This is a genomic window from Bacteroidales bacterium (assembly GCA_035342335.1).
GTDB lineage: Bacteria > Bacteroidota > Bacteroidia > Bacteroidales > JAGONC01 > JAGONC01.
Window position 1 is genome coordinate 19002 of record DAOQWY010000005.1, and the last position, 14252, is coordinate 33253.

At 48.2% G+C, this 14252-nt stretch carries 11 protein-coding genes; 7 read left to right on the forward strand and 4 right to left on the reverse strand.

What is annotated here, in order from left to right; genetic code table 11:
- Window positions 1–26: 26 nt before the first annotated feature.
- Window positions 27–1472 (forward strand): MFS transporter, encoded by a 1446-nt coding sequence (locus PKI34_03810; protein ID HNS16930.1) that lies wholly within the window; start codon window positions 27–29, stop codon window positions 1470–1472.
- A gap of 12 nt (window positions 1473–1484) precedes the next feature.
- Here PKI34_03810 and PKI34_03815 read toward each other — a convergent pair whose 3' ends face one another.
- A complete protein-coding gene (locus PKI34_03815; protein HNS16931.1) occupies window positions 1485–2174 on the reverse strand; it encodes a rhomboid family intramembrane serine protease in 690 nt (229 codons plus the stop codon).
- Window positions 2175–2326: 152 nt separating this feature from the next.
- Here PKI34_03815 and PKI34_03820 point away from each other — a divergent pair, with 152 nt between their 5' ends.
- The 5 genes from PKI34_03820 (at window position 2327) to PKI34_03840 (ending at window position 7828) form a co-directional block, all read left to right on the forward strand.
- Window positions 2327–3952, forward strand: coding sequence for a S41 family peptidase (locus PKI34_03820; GenBank protein HNS16932.1), 1626 nt, complete (start codon window positions 2327–2329; stop codon window positions 3950–3952).
- A gap of 66 nt (window positions 3953–4018) precedes the next feature.
- On the forward strand, window positions 4019–4486 hold the full coding sequence (locus PKI34_03825) for a DUF1573 domain-containing protein (GenBank protein ID HNS16933.1): 468 nt from the start codon (window positions 4019–4021) through the stop codon (window positions 4484–4486).
- A gap of 138 nt (window positions 4487–4624) precedes the next feature.
- Window positions 4625–5821, forward strand: coding sequence for a pyridoxal phosphate-dependent aminotransferase (locus tag PKI34_03830; protein ID HNS16934.1), 1197 nt, complete (start codon window positions 4625–4627; stop codon window positions 5819–5821).
- Window positions 5822–6064: 243 nt separating this feature from the next.
- Entirely contained in the window at window positions 6065–6376 is a 312-nt protein-coding gene (locus PKI34_03835; GenBank protein ID HNS16935.1) for an RNA-binding protein, read from the forward strand.
- A gap of 180 nt (window positions 6377–6556) precedes the next feature.
- A complete protein-coding gene (locus tag PKI34_03840) occupies window positions 6557–7828 on the forward strand; it encodes an MFS transporter (GenBank protein HNS16936.1) in 1272 nt (423 codons plus the stop codon).
- A 5-nt stretch (window positions 7829–7833) separates the two neighbouring features.
- Here the strand turns inward: PKI34_03840 and PKI34_03845 are convergent, their stop codons facing one another.
- The gene (locus tag PKI34_03845; protein HNS16937.1) at window positions 7834–7980 is read right to left on the reverse strand and encodes a hypothetical protein; all 147 of its coding nucleotides are present in this window, start codon (window positions 7978–7980) and stop codon (window positions 7834–7836) included.
- The gene (locus tag PKI34_03850) at window positions 7977–9815 is read right to left on the reverse strand and encodes a sodium-dependent transporter (protein ID HNS16938.1); all 1839 of its coding nucleotides are present in this window, start codon (window positions 9813–9815) and stop codon (window positions 7977–7979) included. The genes PKI34_03845 and PKI34_03850 overlap by 4 nt, the downstream gene beginning before the upstream one ends.
- A gap of 109 nt (window positions 9816–9924) precedes the next feature.
- Between PKI34_03850 and PKI34_03855 the strand changes: the two genes are divergently transcribed.
- Window positions 9925–11379: an amino acid permease gene (locus PKI34_03855; protein HNS16939.1), complete on the forward strand. Its 1455-nt coding sequence runs from the start codon at window positions 9925–9927 to the stop codon at window positions 11377–11379.
- A gap of 125 nt (window positions 11380–11504) precedes the next feature.
- Here PKI34_03855 and PKI34_03860 read toward each other — a convergent pair whose 3' ends face one another.
- The gene (locus PKI34_03860) at window positions 11505–14183 is read right to left on the reverse strand and encodes an adenylate/guanylate cyclase domain-containing protein (GenBank protein HNS16940.1); all 2679 of its coding nucleotides are present in this window, start codon (window positions 14181–14183) and stop codon (window positions 11505–11507) included.
- Between the last annotated feature and the right edge of the window lie 69 nt (window positions 14184–14252).

A 14252-nucleotide genomic window follows, 5' to 3' on the forward strand; every position in this document is an offset into this window, starting at 1 on the left:
ATCTCCTGTACCTAATTCTCTGCACGATGAGCAACGTCACACGAGTTTTTAGGAAGTTACCCTCCGCTTACTGGTGGGCCAATGTCATGGAATTGTTTGAACGGTGGGCCTGGTATGGTATGTTCATGGTTCTGGCCCTGTACCTGACGGGATCCAGGGAGACGGGCGCACTTGGTTTTTCACAGACCCAGAAAGGCCTGATGATGGGCACGGTTGTGATGACCCTTTACTTCCTGCCGGTGATCACGGGGGCGCTTGCCGACAAGTTCGGATTCAGGAAAGTGCTTGTTGTTGCTTACCTGATCCTTACGACAGGTTATTACCTGATGGGACAATTCACTTCCTATACGATGCTGTTCATTGTCTTTTTTTATGTCGGACTGGGAGCCGGCCTTTTTAAACCGGTCATCCAGGCAACGGTTGCCAAGACAACGGATACGGAGACTTCCTCCATTGGATTTGGAATCTTTTACATGATGGTGAACATCGGCGCCTTCATCGGGCCCCTTTTTGCGGCCGACCTCCGGCTGGTCAGCTGGAAGTATGTTTTTTGGATGTCGTCAGGGATCATCCTGATCAATCTTTTTATCGTCCTGATCTTCTTCAAAGAACCGGCCAGGGAGAAGAACACGGATTCACTGGGAAGGTCACTCCGGCAGGTCATGAAGAACATTGGGTCTGCTCTTTCCGATCTTAAATTTGTCGTCTTTCTCCTGATCATCATCGGATTCTGGTCAATGTACAACCAGCTTTTCTACTCGCTTCCGGTGTTCATTGAACAGTGGGTTGATACAAGGGTTGTCTATGATGCAATTGCCTCAGTTTCCCCGGGGCTGGCAAGGGCTTTTGGTACGCCGGAGGGCACGGTTGCGCCTGAACGTCTGACCAACATGGATGCATTTTATATCATTGTATTTCAGGTTCTTGTTTCTTCCTTTGTCATGCGTTTCCGGCCGCTTAAAGCGATGATGGGAGGGATCCTGGTTTGCTCGATAGGTATCGGTCTGTGGTTCATCACGCAAAATGGCCTTTATCTGTTCATATCCCTCTTAATATTCGGGCTGGGGGAGATGGCCAGTTCGCCGAAGATTTCGGAGTACATCGGGCGCATTGCCCCGCAGGATAAAGTTGCTCTCTATATGGGTTGCTCCTTCATACCGCTGGCCGGTGGTAATTTCATTGCAGGCCTGCTCTCCGGCGGCGTATACACGGCCATGGCCGACAAGATCACTTTTCTGAAAGCAGAGGTGGCTGCCCGGGCACTTTCCATCCCGGAGATTTCGGATACATTCACTCAGAATGATTATGTTCACCGGGCTGCTCAGCTGATGGGAATGGATCACCAGGCCCTGACCAATTACCTGTGGAATACCTACCATCCTTCGCGTATCTGGATCGTCTTCTCAGGTATTGGTGTAGCCACTGTCATCGCACTCTATCTTTACGACTGGCTGTGGCTGAGAAAAAAATGAGGACAGAGGCCGTCATTCTTTATAGGTGTATCTGATCTCATAGCCTGGGGGGTCATCATCCTGGTCATTGCTGTCATCATCATCCTTCTTTTCATCATCATCATCTTCCAGCTCCCATTCATATTTTTTTCGCTGAGGCCCGAGCCGGCGGTAGTAAACGGCCAGCACCAGACCGGCAATCATGCCCATCAGATGGCCTTCCCATGAAATGTTCTTTTCAGGCAAGAAATTGGGGAAGATCCCCCAGACCAAACTTCCGTAAAGAAAAACGACCAGGAGCGACAATGCCATTAACTTGCCCTCCTTGCGTATCAATCCGCTGAAAAATAAAAAGGCTGCCATTGCGTAAATCAGACCGCTGGCACCGATGTGATAGGCTTCCCTTCCTCCGAACCAGACCCAGATCCCAGGAATTATATACATCAGCAGAAGTATCCTGCCGGCAATTTCACGGTAAAAATAAAATATGCAGGTTCCAAGAACCAGCAGGGGAATGGTGTTGGCGGCCAGATGTTTCACGTCGCCATGGATCAGGGGTGAGAGCACGATACCCGGAAGACCTTCGGGTCGAAGCGGGAAAATGCCCAGAAAACCCAGATCAAGCGTAAAGATCAGCTCCGCTGCCTTGATTAGCCATAAGAAAATCACGAACAAGGAAGGAATGAAAATACTTTGTAGTAATTTTTTTCGTTCGTCACTCATACTGACCGGATCGTTCCCGAAAGGATTTGAAAGTACTGTTAAAGTATGTTAAAGCTGCAGATTTGTAAAGTCAAAAATAGTTTAATTTGCATTAGGTTTGTGGTTAAACAAAGTCGTAATTTTGCCAAATTTAAATCAGAATTAAACGCACTATGGGTCCCTTTTCACGAAATGTCCGTTCCTTTTTTTACTTTTTATCCAGCTGGATCGTAATTTTTACACTCACTCCTCTTGCGGTCTCATCTCAAGCGGTCGATCCCAGGGAGACGATTCAGAAGATAGCGGCGACATTGCAGCTGTTCGATTATTTTTACGTTGATACGGTGAACCAGCCTGAACTGGTTGAGAAAGCCATCATTGAAATGCTCGAGGAACTGGATCCTCATTCCGTCTATATTTCCAAAGAGGATGTTAAAAAGGCAGATGAACCGCTGGTCGGTAATTTTGATGGCATTGGGGTTCAGTTTCAGATTTTCAAGGATACCATTCTGGTCATCGCACCCGTTCCGGGAGGCCCTTCAGAAAAACTTGGCATCATGGCAGGTGACAAGATCGTTAAAATCAATGGTGAAGATGCCACCGGAAAAGATGTGACCAATGAGTACGTTCAGAGTAAACTGAGAGGCCAGAAGGGAACCCGTGTTGAGGTATCCATTTATCGGAAGGGGCGAAGCGAGTTGCTCACGTTTTCCATCATCCGGGACAAGATCCCTGTCAACAGCCTGGATGCCGCTTTCATGGCAGCGCCCGAAATCGGGTATATCAAACTTAACCGGTTTTCCAAGACCACCATGGATGAATTTCACCAGGCCATGGATACACTGAGGAGCCAGGGTATGACCAAGCTTATCCTGGACCTGCGCTATAACACCGGAGGCTATCTGGAGACTGCCCAGGAACTGGCGGATGAATTTCTTGGAAAAGGTAAAATGATCGTCTATACCGAAGGATTAAAAAGCCCCAAGACCGATCTGATTGCCACAGAGGTGGGTTCCTTTGAAAAAGGCCAGCTGGTCATTTTGATCAATGAAGGATCCGCATCGGCCAGTGAGATCGTGGCAGGGGCTGTGCAGGATTGGGACAGGGGCATCATCATCGGTCGTCGCTCGTTTGGCAAAGGACTGGTGCAGAAGCCTTTTCGCCTGCCGGATGAATCCGTTATCCGGCTGACCACAGCCAAATACTTTACGCCAACCGGACGCTGCATTCAGAAACCCTATGATGACGGGCTGGAAGAATACCAGAAAGATTTTCAGTACCGTGTCAAAAAAGGTGAGCTGGTCCATGCCGACAGTATTCATTTTCCGGATTCACTGAAATATTACACACCGGCTCAGCGCGTAGTATACGGGGGAGGAGGGATCATGCCCGATATTTTCATACCATTTGATTCAACCGATTACTCAGATTATTATGTTGACCTTCGAAGAAAAAATACCTTCAATGATTTCACACTGCAGTACCTGGACGACCACAGAAAGGAATTGCAGACCGCTTATAAGGCTTTCAAAGATTTCAATCTTCATTTTAACCAGGATGTTGTTTTTTTGAAAGAATTCACAGATTATGCTGAAAAAGAAGGTGTTAAGTATGATCCAAAGGGTATGGAAGATTCAGAAGATCAAATTTTTTACGTTCTCAAGGCACTTATTGCACGAAATTTGTTTGATTACAACGCCTATTTTGAGGTGATCAGTTCCGTTGATGATGATTTCACAGAAGCAGTAAAGATCCTACAGGATGGCACCATGTTCAAAAAATTTAGCATAAATTATTGAATGACCCTTTGAAATTTATAATTTTGTCCGTTTTTTATGAGAACAATAATCCTAAACTCAATACGTATGAAAAAAGTTGTCTTCACGTCCTTAATGATTTTCCTTGTAACGTTTGGTGTGAGTGCCCAGAGTGCAACGACACCACCTGTCGTTGACACTGCCAACATGCCCAAGATTTCCTTCAACAAGCTTGTACATGATTATGGTACAGTTGAGTTGAATGGCAACGGTGAATGCCAGTTCGAATTCACCAATACAGGAAAGGAGCCCCTGGTTCTTTCCAATGTACGGTCCTCCTGTGGATGCACAGTGCCTTCCTGGCCGAAGGAACCCATTCTTCCCGGAAAGACCGGCATCATCAATGTGAAATATAATACGAGTCGCGCCGGAACGATCAATAAAAGCGTTATTGTTACTTCCAATGCGAAAACCCCTACGGTCACCCTTCAGATCAAAGGGCAGGTAAAGGCTCCTCCTCAGCAAACGATGCCTGAAAAGAACGTAGATCAGGGGTCCACACCGTCGTCCAGGTAAATCACGATCCCATAAACCATTGAAGCCTGGCAGATCATACCTGCCGGGCTTTTTATTTTCTTTCTAAATAACTGACGGCATTATTTGCTGTGCAGGGATATTGTTAATTTTGCAAGACAAACCTTTAATTTTTTCGTCATGCCATTGATTTCCCAGAAAGGGCGGAGCATGCCGGCTTCTCCCATCCGAAAACTGGTTCCATTTTCTGATCAGGCAAAAAAAAGAGGGATCCGTGTTTATCATTTGAACATTGGCCAGCCGGACATTGAAACGCCAGCCCTCGCCTTGGATGCAGTGAAAAATTTTAAGCCTAAAGTCGTTGAATACAGTCACTCGGCGGGCATCCTGTCGTACAGGGAAAAGCTGACCGGATACTACCGGAAATACGACATACACATAACGCCCGATGAAATTCTGACCTGCACAGGGGGTTCTGAAGCCATCCTGTTTGCCATGGGTTCCTGCATGGATGTGGGCGACGAGGTCGTCATCCCCGAACCTTTCTACGCCAATTATAACGGATTTGCGATCAACGCGGGTGTTGTGGTCAAACCAATTCCGTCGACGATCGACACAGGGTTTGCCTTGCCGCCGATTGCCGAGTTTGAAAAGGCGATCACTTCCCGGACAAAAGCCATTTTGATCTGCAATCCAAACAATCCGACCGGATATCTCTATTCAAAGGAAGAGCTTGAGGTCCTTCGGGAGATCGTGCTTAAGCATGATCTGTTCCTTTTTTCCGATGAAGTTTACCGGGAGTTCTGCTATGATGGCGCTGTGCATGCTTCTGTGATGCACCTGAAGGGCCTGGAACAGAATATCGTACTGCTGGATTCGGTATCAAAGCGTTACAGTGCCTGTGGAATCCGGATAGGTGCCCTGATCTCGAAAAACAGGGAAGTGATGCAGACTGCCCTGAAATTTGCCCAGGCCCGGTTGAGTCCTCCAACATTGGGTCAGGTGGCAGCCGAGGCAGCCATCGATGTTCCGGAATCCTACTTTAAAGAGGTTCTGAAAGAATATACCGCCAGAAGGGATGTTGTGGTCGAAGCGATCAACCGTATGGAGGGAGCCTTTTGTCCGGTACCAAAAGGGGCTTTTTACGCGGTCGCAAAACTGCCCATTGATGATTCGGATAAATTTTGCCAGTGGTTGCTGGAGGAGTTCAATTTTGAGGGAAAGACCGTGATGCTTGCTCCGGCGACGGGCTTTTATGCCACAAAAGGACGGGGGCTCAATGAGGTCAGGATCAGTTACGTGCTGAAGACCGAAGATCTCCGGATGGCGATGCGTTGTCTGCAGGAGGCATTGAAGGTTTATCCGGGACGGCGTTAGAACAAAGAAGCAACCGTCGATCCTTTACCTGGTTGTGGTCATCGGAAAGATGATCCAATTTAAATAGTTGATGATTTTTGTCGGAGGGATGCTTATTTAAGTTATCTTTGCACCCGGTTTGAGATTTCAGTTATCCGCTAAAGTAATTTCCCAGTTCGGTTTTGTCTTATCACAATCATTTCACTGAGTATTTCTTTTCGATCTTACATCTCAAGCGGTTATTAATTATTTAATTTTTTTATCATGAAGAATTTATTTGTGTCAAATCTTGGCTTTAAAATTACAAGCGAGGATTTAAAATCTGTTTTCGAAGAACAGGGCGAGGTGATTTCAGCCAAGGTAATCACAGACAACATGACCGGAAGATCCCGTGGATTTGGTTTCGTTGAAATGCAGAATGACGAGGAAGCTGACAAAGCGATCCGGGAACTGCACGACGCGGAATTGGACGGCAGGGTGATCAGTGTTTCTGTTGCCAGACCCAGAGGTGAACGTGATTCATCATCGGGCCAGCGTTCAGGCGGTTACGATCGTCAGCGCAACAACAGGTACTAAAACCTTGTAACGTTTTAACGTTAAGAGGGTGTCCCAGGTGTGGGGCACCCTCTTTTTATTTTCAGAGCATTGAAAATAATTGACTAAAATTATAAGGAACCAGCCAGATGTACCATCTCTTTTCCGATATTTGACAGTCAAACGGGGTACATCTGGTTTAAATCCATCACCATTCCTCCGATGCTTCTCAACGAATCACCGACGATCACCCGGCAGCATTACAGGATCCTTCTGATGAGCTGGGCAGGGTGGGTCTTTGATTTTTACGACCTGATCCTTTTCACCTTCCTTTTGATCCCCATTTCGCGGGAATATGGCTTCACCGATCTCCAGATGTCGTACATCCTGGGATCCACACTGGCTGCCACGGCCATCGGGGGGGTGATCTTCGGAATACTTTCCGACCGTTTTGGAAGAAAAGCGGTTTTGCAGTGGACGATCCTGACCTACAGCCTTGGCACTTTCTTTTCCGGTTTGGCAGGCAGCTTCTGGTTTTTGATGATCTTCCGGGTGGTTACCGGTCTGGGTGTCGGCGGGGAATGGGCCACCGGGCAGACGTTCGTCGGGGAAACTTTTCCGGCAAAGGTGCGCGGGCGGTACTGCGCCTATATGCAGACAGGGGCACCCCTGGGCATCGCCCTTGCCTCCATTGTTGGCGGGTTTATCTCTCCAATCATTGGGTGGAGAGCCTGCTTTTTTATATCCATTCTCCCGGCCCTCATGGTGGTCTACATCCGCCGCAGCCTTCCGGAATCCGATCTCTGGATGCAAAAGAAAAGGATACAGAAACAGCTGAGTGAAACGAGCAAAGCGATCACACCGGCATTTCAGAACAAGTTCTTTACCCTGTTTACCAGACCGTACAGGAAATATTTTCTTCAGGCCCTCGTGCTGGCCATCTTCGACATGTCGGCTTACTGGCTCACCTATTCCTGGATGCCAGGCTATTTGCACAACCAGCGTAACTTCACCATGACGAAGTCGGCGCTATGGATACTGGTAACACAAACAGGCGGATTTCTGGGGTATTTCTTTTTTGGCTATATAGCGGATAAGCTGGGCAGGCGGCCTGCCTATTCGATCTACTCTTTCATCATGGCCGTTGGTCTGCTGATGATCACCGTATTTTGGGATCGGGTGGTGATCTACCCGCCCATCATTTTAAGCTTCATGTTCCTGGTGGGATTTGGAACCGGCATGTTCGGCGGATACGGATCCTTGTTTTCGGAACTTTTTCCCACTTCGATCCGGAGTACGGCCATGGGATCGGCCTTTAACCTGGCAAGAGGCATCCAGTTTTTCACTCCCGTAGCCATCTCCCTGATCGCCACACGTTACGGACTGGGCGGAGGCATTTCACTGGCTGTGCTTTTTGCCCTTCTTACAGGGGCCTGGATCTGGACATTTCCTGAAACGAAAGGAAGGAAGCTGTACGCCGACGGATTTGGCTGATCGGTTCATTCATCTTCCTCATCATCATTATCCGTGTAGGAATCGGGTTCGGGTCTTTTTTTTGCCCGCAGTGCCCTTATCAGAAAATACAGCATGATTGTCGTGATCGTTACCTGGGCCAGGAGCATGAAAATAAGGGCTGACGTTTTCATGATGTATGGATTTTCTGATGACGGGCAGCATGTTTCTTTCTTCGCCTGGATGCCTTAAAAACAAGAAATGCTGAAAAAGCGAACAGCGAAAGCAGCAACATCCGTGCTAAATTGAGATATGCCAGACGGTTGATCACCCTTCCGGTATACAATGTATCGCCTTTCTTTAGGTGGTCTCCTGTCTGAACGGCCGGTAAATTGCCCTTACGGAGAACATAGCTCACGGAGGTGACCTGGTCGGGTGCAATGACTGCAATGATCGTTTTACCGTTTTCCCTGTATATCGAGTCGACGATACATTCTGATTCTGCATAGAATCTATCTGCGAACCAGGTCGCGTTCGGACCAGCATCTTTATGGATCAGCTGACCGATGATGCTTTCCCTATGCAAAGGCCAGCTGGTCAGGGAGACCTTGGTCCATTCATCGTTGGCAGGTCTGACCAGGGATCCGAAGAAAACGATGATCAGGATGAAGGGAGTAACCCATTTGATGATGAATTTATAGATGACGGGCACTTTGATATCGGATCCGTTGGTGATCTCACGCCATCCTTTCTTTATGCCGAACACCCAGGAAAACAGGATCATCTCGAGCATGGCGAATACTACAAGTGAAACGGTACCCGCCCAGTAGTCATATTCATCGAGAACGCCCTGCTGAAAAAAGAAGACGGTTGGTAATCCCAACAGGGTGACAGCGCCGCCAAAGATCAGTGCAGAGTTTTTCCGGGACCAGTTGAATTCATCCTGCATAAATGAAAGGATCGGAGTTCCCATGGCCAGGGAACTGGTTATCCCGGCAAAGAAAAGCAGTCCGAAGAAGGCGATGCCTGCCATGGCTGCAAGGGCCGGACCCCACTGCTGAAACAAAAATGGCATGGTTCGGAATCCCAGGCCCAGACCTCCCAGGCCGGTGAGTTCAATGACTTTGTCGATCCCCAGGTACCCGATTGAGATCGGGATAATGATGGAGGCTCCAAGAATCACCTCCACCCATTCGTTCATCCAGCCTGCTGACATTGCGTTGAGGGCAATGTCATCCTTTTTTTTCACATAGGAGGCAAAGCACTGGACAGATCCCTGGCCAAGCGACAGGGTGAAAAAGATCTGGCCTGCTGCAGCCAGCCATACTTTTGGGTTGAGTAACGAGTCGAATTGGGGGGTCCAGAGAAAACTCAGGCCAACCCATCCATCGTTGACTGCATTTTCATGCCCTGCCTTCAGGGTGATGGCTTTGATGGCCAGAAAAAGGCCAAAAAAGATGAGCAAGGGCATGGCAATTTTTGCCATTTTCTCAACGCCACCGCTGATACCCCGGCTCAAAACCCACGTATTCAGTGCCATGCAAACCAAAAAGAAGATCACCGCTTCAAAGGGGATTCCGGTAGTGGTCGTTGCAAGGTCCAGGTAGTTGGAAAAAAATCCAGAAACCGCGTGCTGATCAAGCCCACGAAAGGATCCCACCGCAGAGTGCATCGTGTAGGAAAGCGACCAGCTTTCAATATAACAGTAGTAGGCTGCAATGGCCACGTTGGAAAAGATGCCAAAAACACCGACATACCTCCACAGTGTTGATTTCCCCATCTTTTCCATTGTAAAAGGAGTCGTGTGGTGGCCAAATCTACCACCATACCGTCCGATCGACCATTCGACGAAAAGCAACGGGATTCCCAGCAGCAAAAAGCACACAAGATAGGGGATGATAAAGGCGCCGCCCCCGTTTTGGACTGCCTGAACCGGAAACCGGAGAAAATTACCCAGCCCGACCGCGTTGCCCGACATGGCCAAAATCAGTCCGATCCGCGAGCCCCACGCTTCTTTGTTCGTACTCATCCGTTTGGTTTAGAAATGAATTATATACATGAAATTGGGCTTTAAAGGTAAACAGAAATCCAAAATTACGTAATGATGCCAGCATAAAAAATCCATACATTTGTTTCCCGTGAAAGAAGCAGGCACATTCAAAAAGTCGCTGAATCTCTTTGATTCGGCAGCCCTCATCATGGGGTCGATGATCGGTTCGGGCATCTTTATCGTCAGTGCCGACATTGCCCGCAATGTGGGCGCGCCCGGGTGGATGCTGGTGGTCTGGGGAATAACGGCCGTGATGACCGTGATGGCAGCGTTGAGTTACCGGGAACTGGCCAGCATGATGCCCCACGCCGGAGGGATCTATGTTTACCTCCGTGAAGCCTACTCTCCATTGTTTGGATTTCTTTACGGCTGGACGCTTTTCCTGGTGATCCAGTGCGGTACGATTGCCGCTGTGGCCATGGCCTTTTCAAAATACCTGGGGGTACTGGCCCCCTGGATAGCAGATAAAAATATCCTGTTCACTGCAGGTCCGCTTCATTTTAATACAACCCAGCTGGTCTCCATCCTGCTGATCCTGCTATTGACCTGGATCAATACAAGGGGCATTGAAGGGGGTAAGTACATTCAAAACCTGTTTACGTATTCCAAGATCTTCATCCTGCTTGGCTTCATTGTCATTGGCATCTATGCCGCCAGCCGGACCAATTTTCAGGTATTTGAGAACATGGATTTCTGGAGCGCCTCGCAGGTCACCGATCCTGAAAAAGGTACACAGGTGCCTATTACGGGATCTGCTTTGTTCATTGCCATCGCCATCGCAATGGTGGGATCGCTGTTTGCCGTGGATGCCTGGTACAATATCACCTATACCTCCGATGAGGTGATCAATCCGAAGAAGACCATACCCAGGAGTCTTTTTCTGGGGACTCTGGCCGTTTGCATCGTCTATTTCCTGGTCAATGTGGTCTATGTGATCGCGCTTCCTTTAAAAGGGACGCCCGATGGGGCCACGGTCATGGAAAGGGGGATTCAGTTTGCCACCTCCGACCGCGTGGCGACGGCGGCCATTTATGGGATCTTCGGTGGCACGGCGGAAGTTCTGATGGCCATTGTAGTGGTCATCTCCACCTTTGGTTGCAACAACGGGATCGTGCTGTCAGGGGCACGTGTTTTCTATGCCATGGCCCAGGATGGGTTGTTCTTCAAGAAGATCGGCCAGCTGAACAAAAAGGGGGTACCTGCCTTTTCCCTGGGCATCCAGGCTGTTTGGAGCATACTCCTTTGCCTGAGCGGAACCTACAGCGACCTGCTGGACTATGTCATTTTCGCAGGCCTGTTCTTTTTTATCCTGACCATTGCCTCGATCTTTGTTTTTCGCAGAAAATGGCCTGATGTTGAACGACCCTACCGGGCTTTTGCTTACCCGGTATTCCCGATCCTGTACATCGTAGCCTGTGTGGTCATCATCATTGTCCTTCTGATCCACAAACCTGCCTTTACCTGGCCCGGGCTCATCATCCTTGTCTCGGGGGTGCCGGTGTATTATTTATGGAGGTGGGTCGCGGCGAGAAGAGGGGAATGAATAACGATTGCCCATTACCCAGATAGAGGTGGAGGTGGAAGTCGAGATCAGAAAGGAAAGATAATATCAGATTTACTAGTTCCTTTCTAGTATCTACCTCAACTTCCACCTCTACTTCTACCTGGTCAATCGTTAATGGCTATTCTTTCCAGCCGTTTTCTCGCGTCAGCCGGTTCAGGGAATCTGGGATCGGCGTCCTGCCAGAGGTCGAGGAATTTGCGGAACTGCTCAGCAGCTTTTTCGTTCATCCCCTTTTCCTGGTACAGGATGCCCAGGTAGTAGTGGTAGCGCGGATTGATAAGATAACGGTCATTGCTGGCCGGATCGAATGTGATCAGGCGATTATACTCTGCGATGGCCTTATCCAGCTTGTTAAAACGATGGTAGGCCTCAGCCAGGCTGTTGCGTGTGATGGGCAGGTTATAGATGAAGACATCCGGAGAAACAAAATTTGGGACGGGTTGTTCTACCTTGACGGTGAGATTGTCCAGATCGCCCGGCTGTTGTGCCGATACAATCTGAATTTCTCTTATGAGGTAGTTATAATAAAAATTTCCTTGCCGGTCTTCAGACAACGATTTGATCCTTTCAGCGCAATTTTGAGCTGAATCCATCTGGCTGAGCCTGACATATAATAAACCCTGAAAGGAGTTGTATGCAAGCAGATCATTCTCTTTGGTGGAAGTGGGATCGGTAATTGCGAACTTCAGAAAGGAACGATACTGCTCCCGGGCTTTCTCTAGGTTCCCGAGGTCATAATTGATCCAGGCTTTCATATAATAAGAACCCATCTGATACTGGTCGTTCTTGTACTCCATTGCGATTGATTCTGATTTATCGATCATTTGCATCGCCTGATCCAATTTTCCATAGTAATAGTCCAGAAAGGCAATGATCCCGTAAATATTTGCTTTAATACTTTCGGACCATGCCGCTTCAAGGGTTCTTTTCAGCCATTGATCGGTCATCCGGTAATCTTCTTTCATCGCATATATATAGGCTGTTTTGGCGGCTGAGGGCCAGAAATCGGATTTGATTTCCACAGCTTTCCTGTATTGTACTATGGCCTCATCCAGTTCACCCATCCTCCATAAGAGATCTCCCATGGAATCAAATGGATTGGCATCATCCGGACTGAGAGAGGAATACTTCTTCAGATATTCCAGAGCAATGGCAAAATCGCCCCTTTTAAAATAGAGATAAGCCAATTGATTAGCGGCTTCTCCAAACGAGGGATCCAGTTCAACTGCTATTTTAAATGCATTGATTGCTTTTTCAGGTATTTCATGGTCCCGGTACCACAAACCCAGCGAAAAAAAGACCCTCTTATCACGGGGAGCTTTTTCTGACAGCTCAAGCAAAAGATCAAGCTGCTTCCGACTGTCTTGTTCAATGATGCCTGCATAATCGGCACGGATGGCCAGCTGTTCGTTTTCTGTGGCCCTTCTTGAGCTACGATAGGCTTTTTCAAGCGTTTCGTTGTGCTTTTGCATGTCTGCCAGTTGCAACTGGCCATAGGTTTTTGATAGATACAGGTAAGCCATGGCAAAGCCAGGATCGATCTGGATCGCTTTTTCAAAATATTGCCTTGCATCGTTCCAATAGCGTTTTTCACCAGCTTCTCTGCCTTTTAAAAAATAATTGTAAGCTTCCAGTGAACGGGTGGTCACATCCTGAATATGCATGCGTGCAGTTTCAACTTTTCTTGGCGAAATGCCGACACTGCGTGAAATGTCCTTGCTCAGGGCATCAATCTGGGATTCAAGAATGCTGCCCACACTGCTACCCCTGGCATTCACGCTGTTGATGATCTTCTTGGTTTCCACGTCCAGCACCTTGGCATCGGTGGCGAAGACCTCACCGGCCCTTACAAAACTTCCGATGACAATGAACTTGCATCCTTCCTTCCGGCATATTTCAAATCCCAGGTCTGCATCGATCGTTCTCGCATCTCCTTTTCCCAGTTGCTTTATTACATCCTGCATACGTTCCCAGGTCATCACCTGGAACAACCGGGACTGTTCAAGGTTTGTGATCAGCAGGTTGGGGATCGCTTTCTGCAGGTAATTGAAGGTGGTGTCGCCTGTTTGATTCTCGAAACTGATCACGGCGATGGGAACGGAACCTGAATCCGGAGCAGCCCGAAGGAGAAATGGCCTGATCACGAAAAACACAGCTGTCAGTAAAGCAATGATCCCGGTTGCCAGGAGTATCGTTTTTGTGACAGATCTTCCCCTGTCTTTTTCAGATGATGCTTTCAGGCAAACATTTTCATCCTGATCCTTTTCCGGAAGCCTCTCTTTCCACTGCCGGATGCAATCGGCCGGAACAGAATAGATCCTGACGGGCTGATCAATGTTCTTCAGCAGCTTATCCCCGATGCAGTCGACCCTGATGCTGGATTTATTCCGGATATCATCATACACTTTCTCGGAGATCAGCATGCCACCGGGCTCACAAAGTGCCTGAATGCGGGATGCTATATTGACGCCGTCACCAAAGACATCCTTGTCTGAGACCACGATGTCACCAATGTGAATACCAATGCGCAGCTGAAAGTATGCTTCCTCATTCAGGGTGTTTTGCAGTTCCATGGCACAGCTTACCGCATCCCAAGAGCTTCGAAAGATACACAGGGTCCCGTCGCCGATCTCCTTGATCAATTCACCATGATACTTTTTCAGCAAGGCCTTTTGTAACTCCCTGTTCCTGTTGAGGATCTGCAGGGTGATTTTTTCATCCCTAGACATCAGGGCAGAATAACCCACGATGTCGGTGAACATGATGGCGGCAAGCCTTCGCATCGGAGTTGCTGTATTAGAGAATTGGAAAGATACGAAGAAATTGTCGATTGTCGGTTACCGACGTACGAT

Excerpts from the sequence above, each read along its gene's own strand:
- PKI34_03810 (HNS16930.1), top strand. The coding sequence starts at position 27 with ATGAGCAACGTCACACGAGTTTTTAGGAAGTTACCCTCCGCTTACTGG.
- PKI34_03815 (HNS16931.1), bottom strand. The coding sequence starts at position 2,174 with ATGAGTGACGAACGAAAAAAATTACTACAAAGTATTTTCATTCCTTCC.
- PKI34_03820 (HNS16932.1), top strand. The coding sequence starts at position 2,327 with ATGGGTCCCTTTTCACGAAATGTCCGTTCCTTTTTTTACTTTTTATCC.
- PKI34_03825 (HNS16933.1), top strand. The coding sequence starts at position 4,019 with ATGAAAAAAGTTGTCTTCACGTCCTTAATGATTTTCCTTGTAACGTTT.
- PKI34_03830 (HNS16934.1), top strand. The coding sequence starts at position 4,625 with ATGCCATTGATTTCCCAGAAAGGGCGGAGCATGCCGGCTTCTCCCATC.
- PKI34_03835 (HNS16935.1), top strand. The coding sequence starts at position 6,065 with ATGAAGAATTTATTTGTGTCAAATCTTGGCTTTAAAATTACAAGCGAG.
- PKI34_03840 (HNS16936.1), top strand. The coding sequence starts at position 6,557 with ATGCTTCTCAACGAATCACCGACGATCACCCGGCAGCATTACAGGATC.
- PKI34_03845 (HNS16937.1), bottom strand. The coding sequence starts at position 7,980 with ATGAAAACGTCAGCCCTTATTTTCATGCTCCTGGCCCAGGTAACGATC.
- PKI34_03850 (HNS16938.1), bottom strand. The coding sequence starts at position 9,815 with ATGAGTACGAACAAAGAAGCGTGGGGCTCGCGGATCGGACTGATTTTG.
- PKI34_03860 (HNS16940.1), bottom strand. The coding sequence starts at position 14,183 with ATGCGAAGGCTTGCCGCCATCATGTTCACCGACATCGTGGGTTATTCT.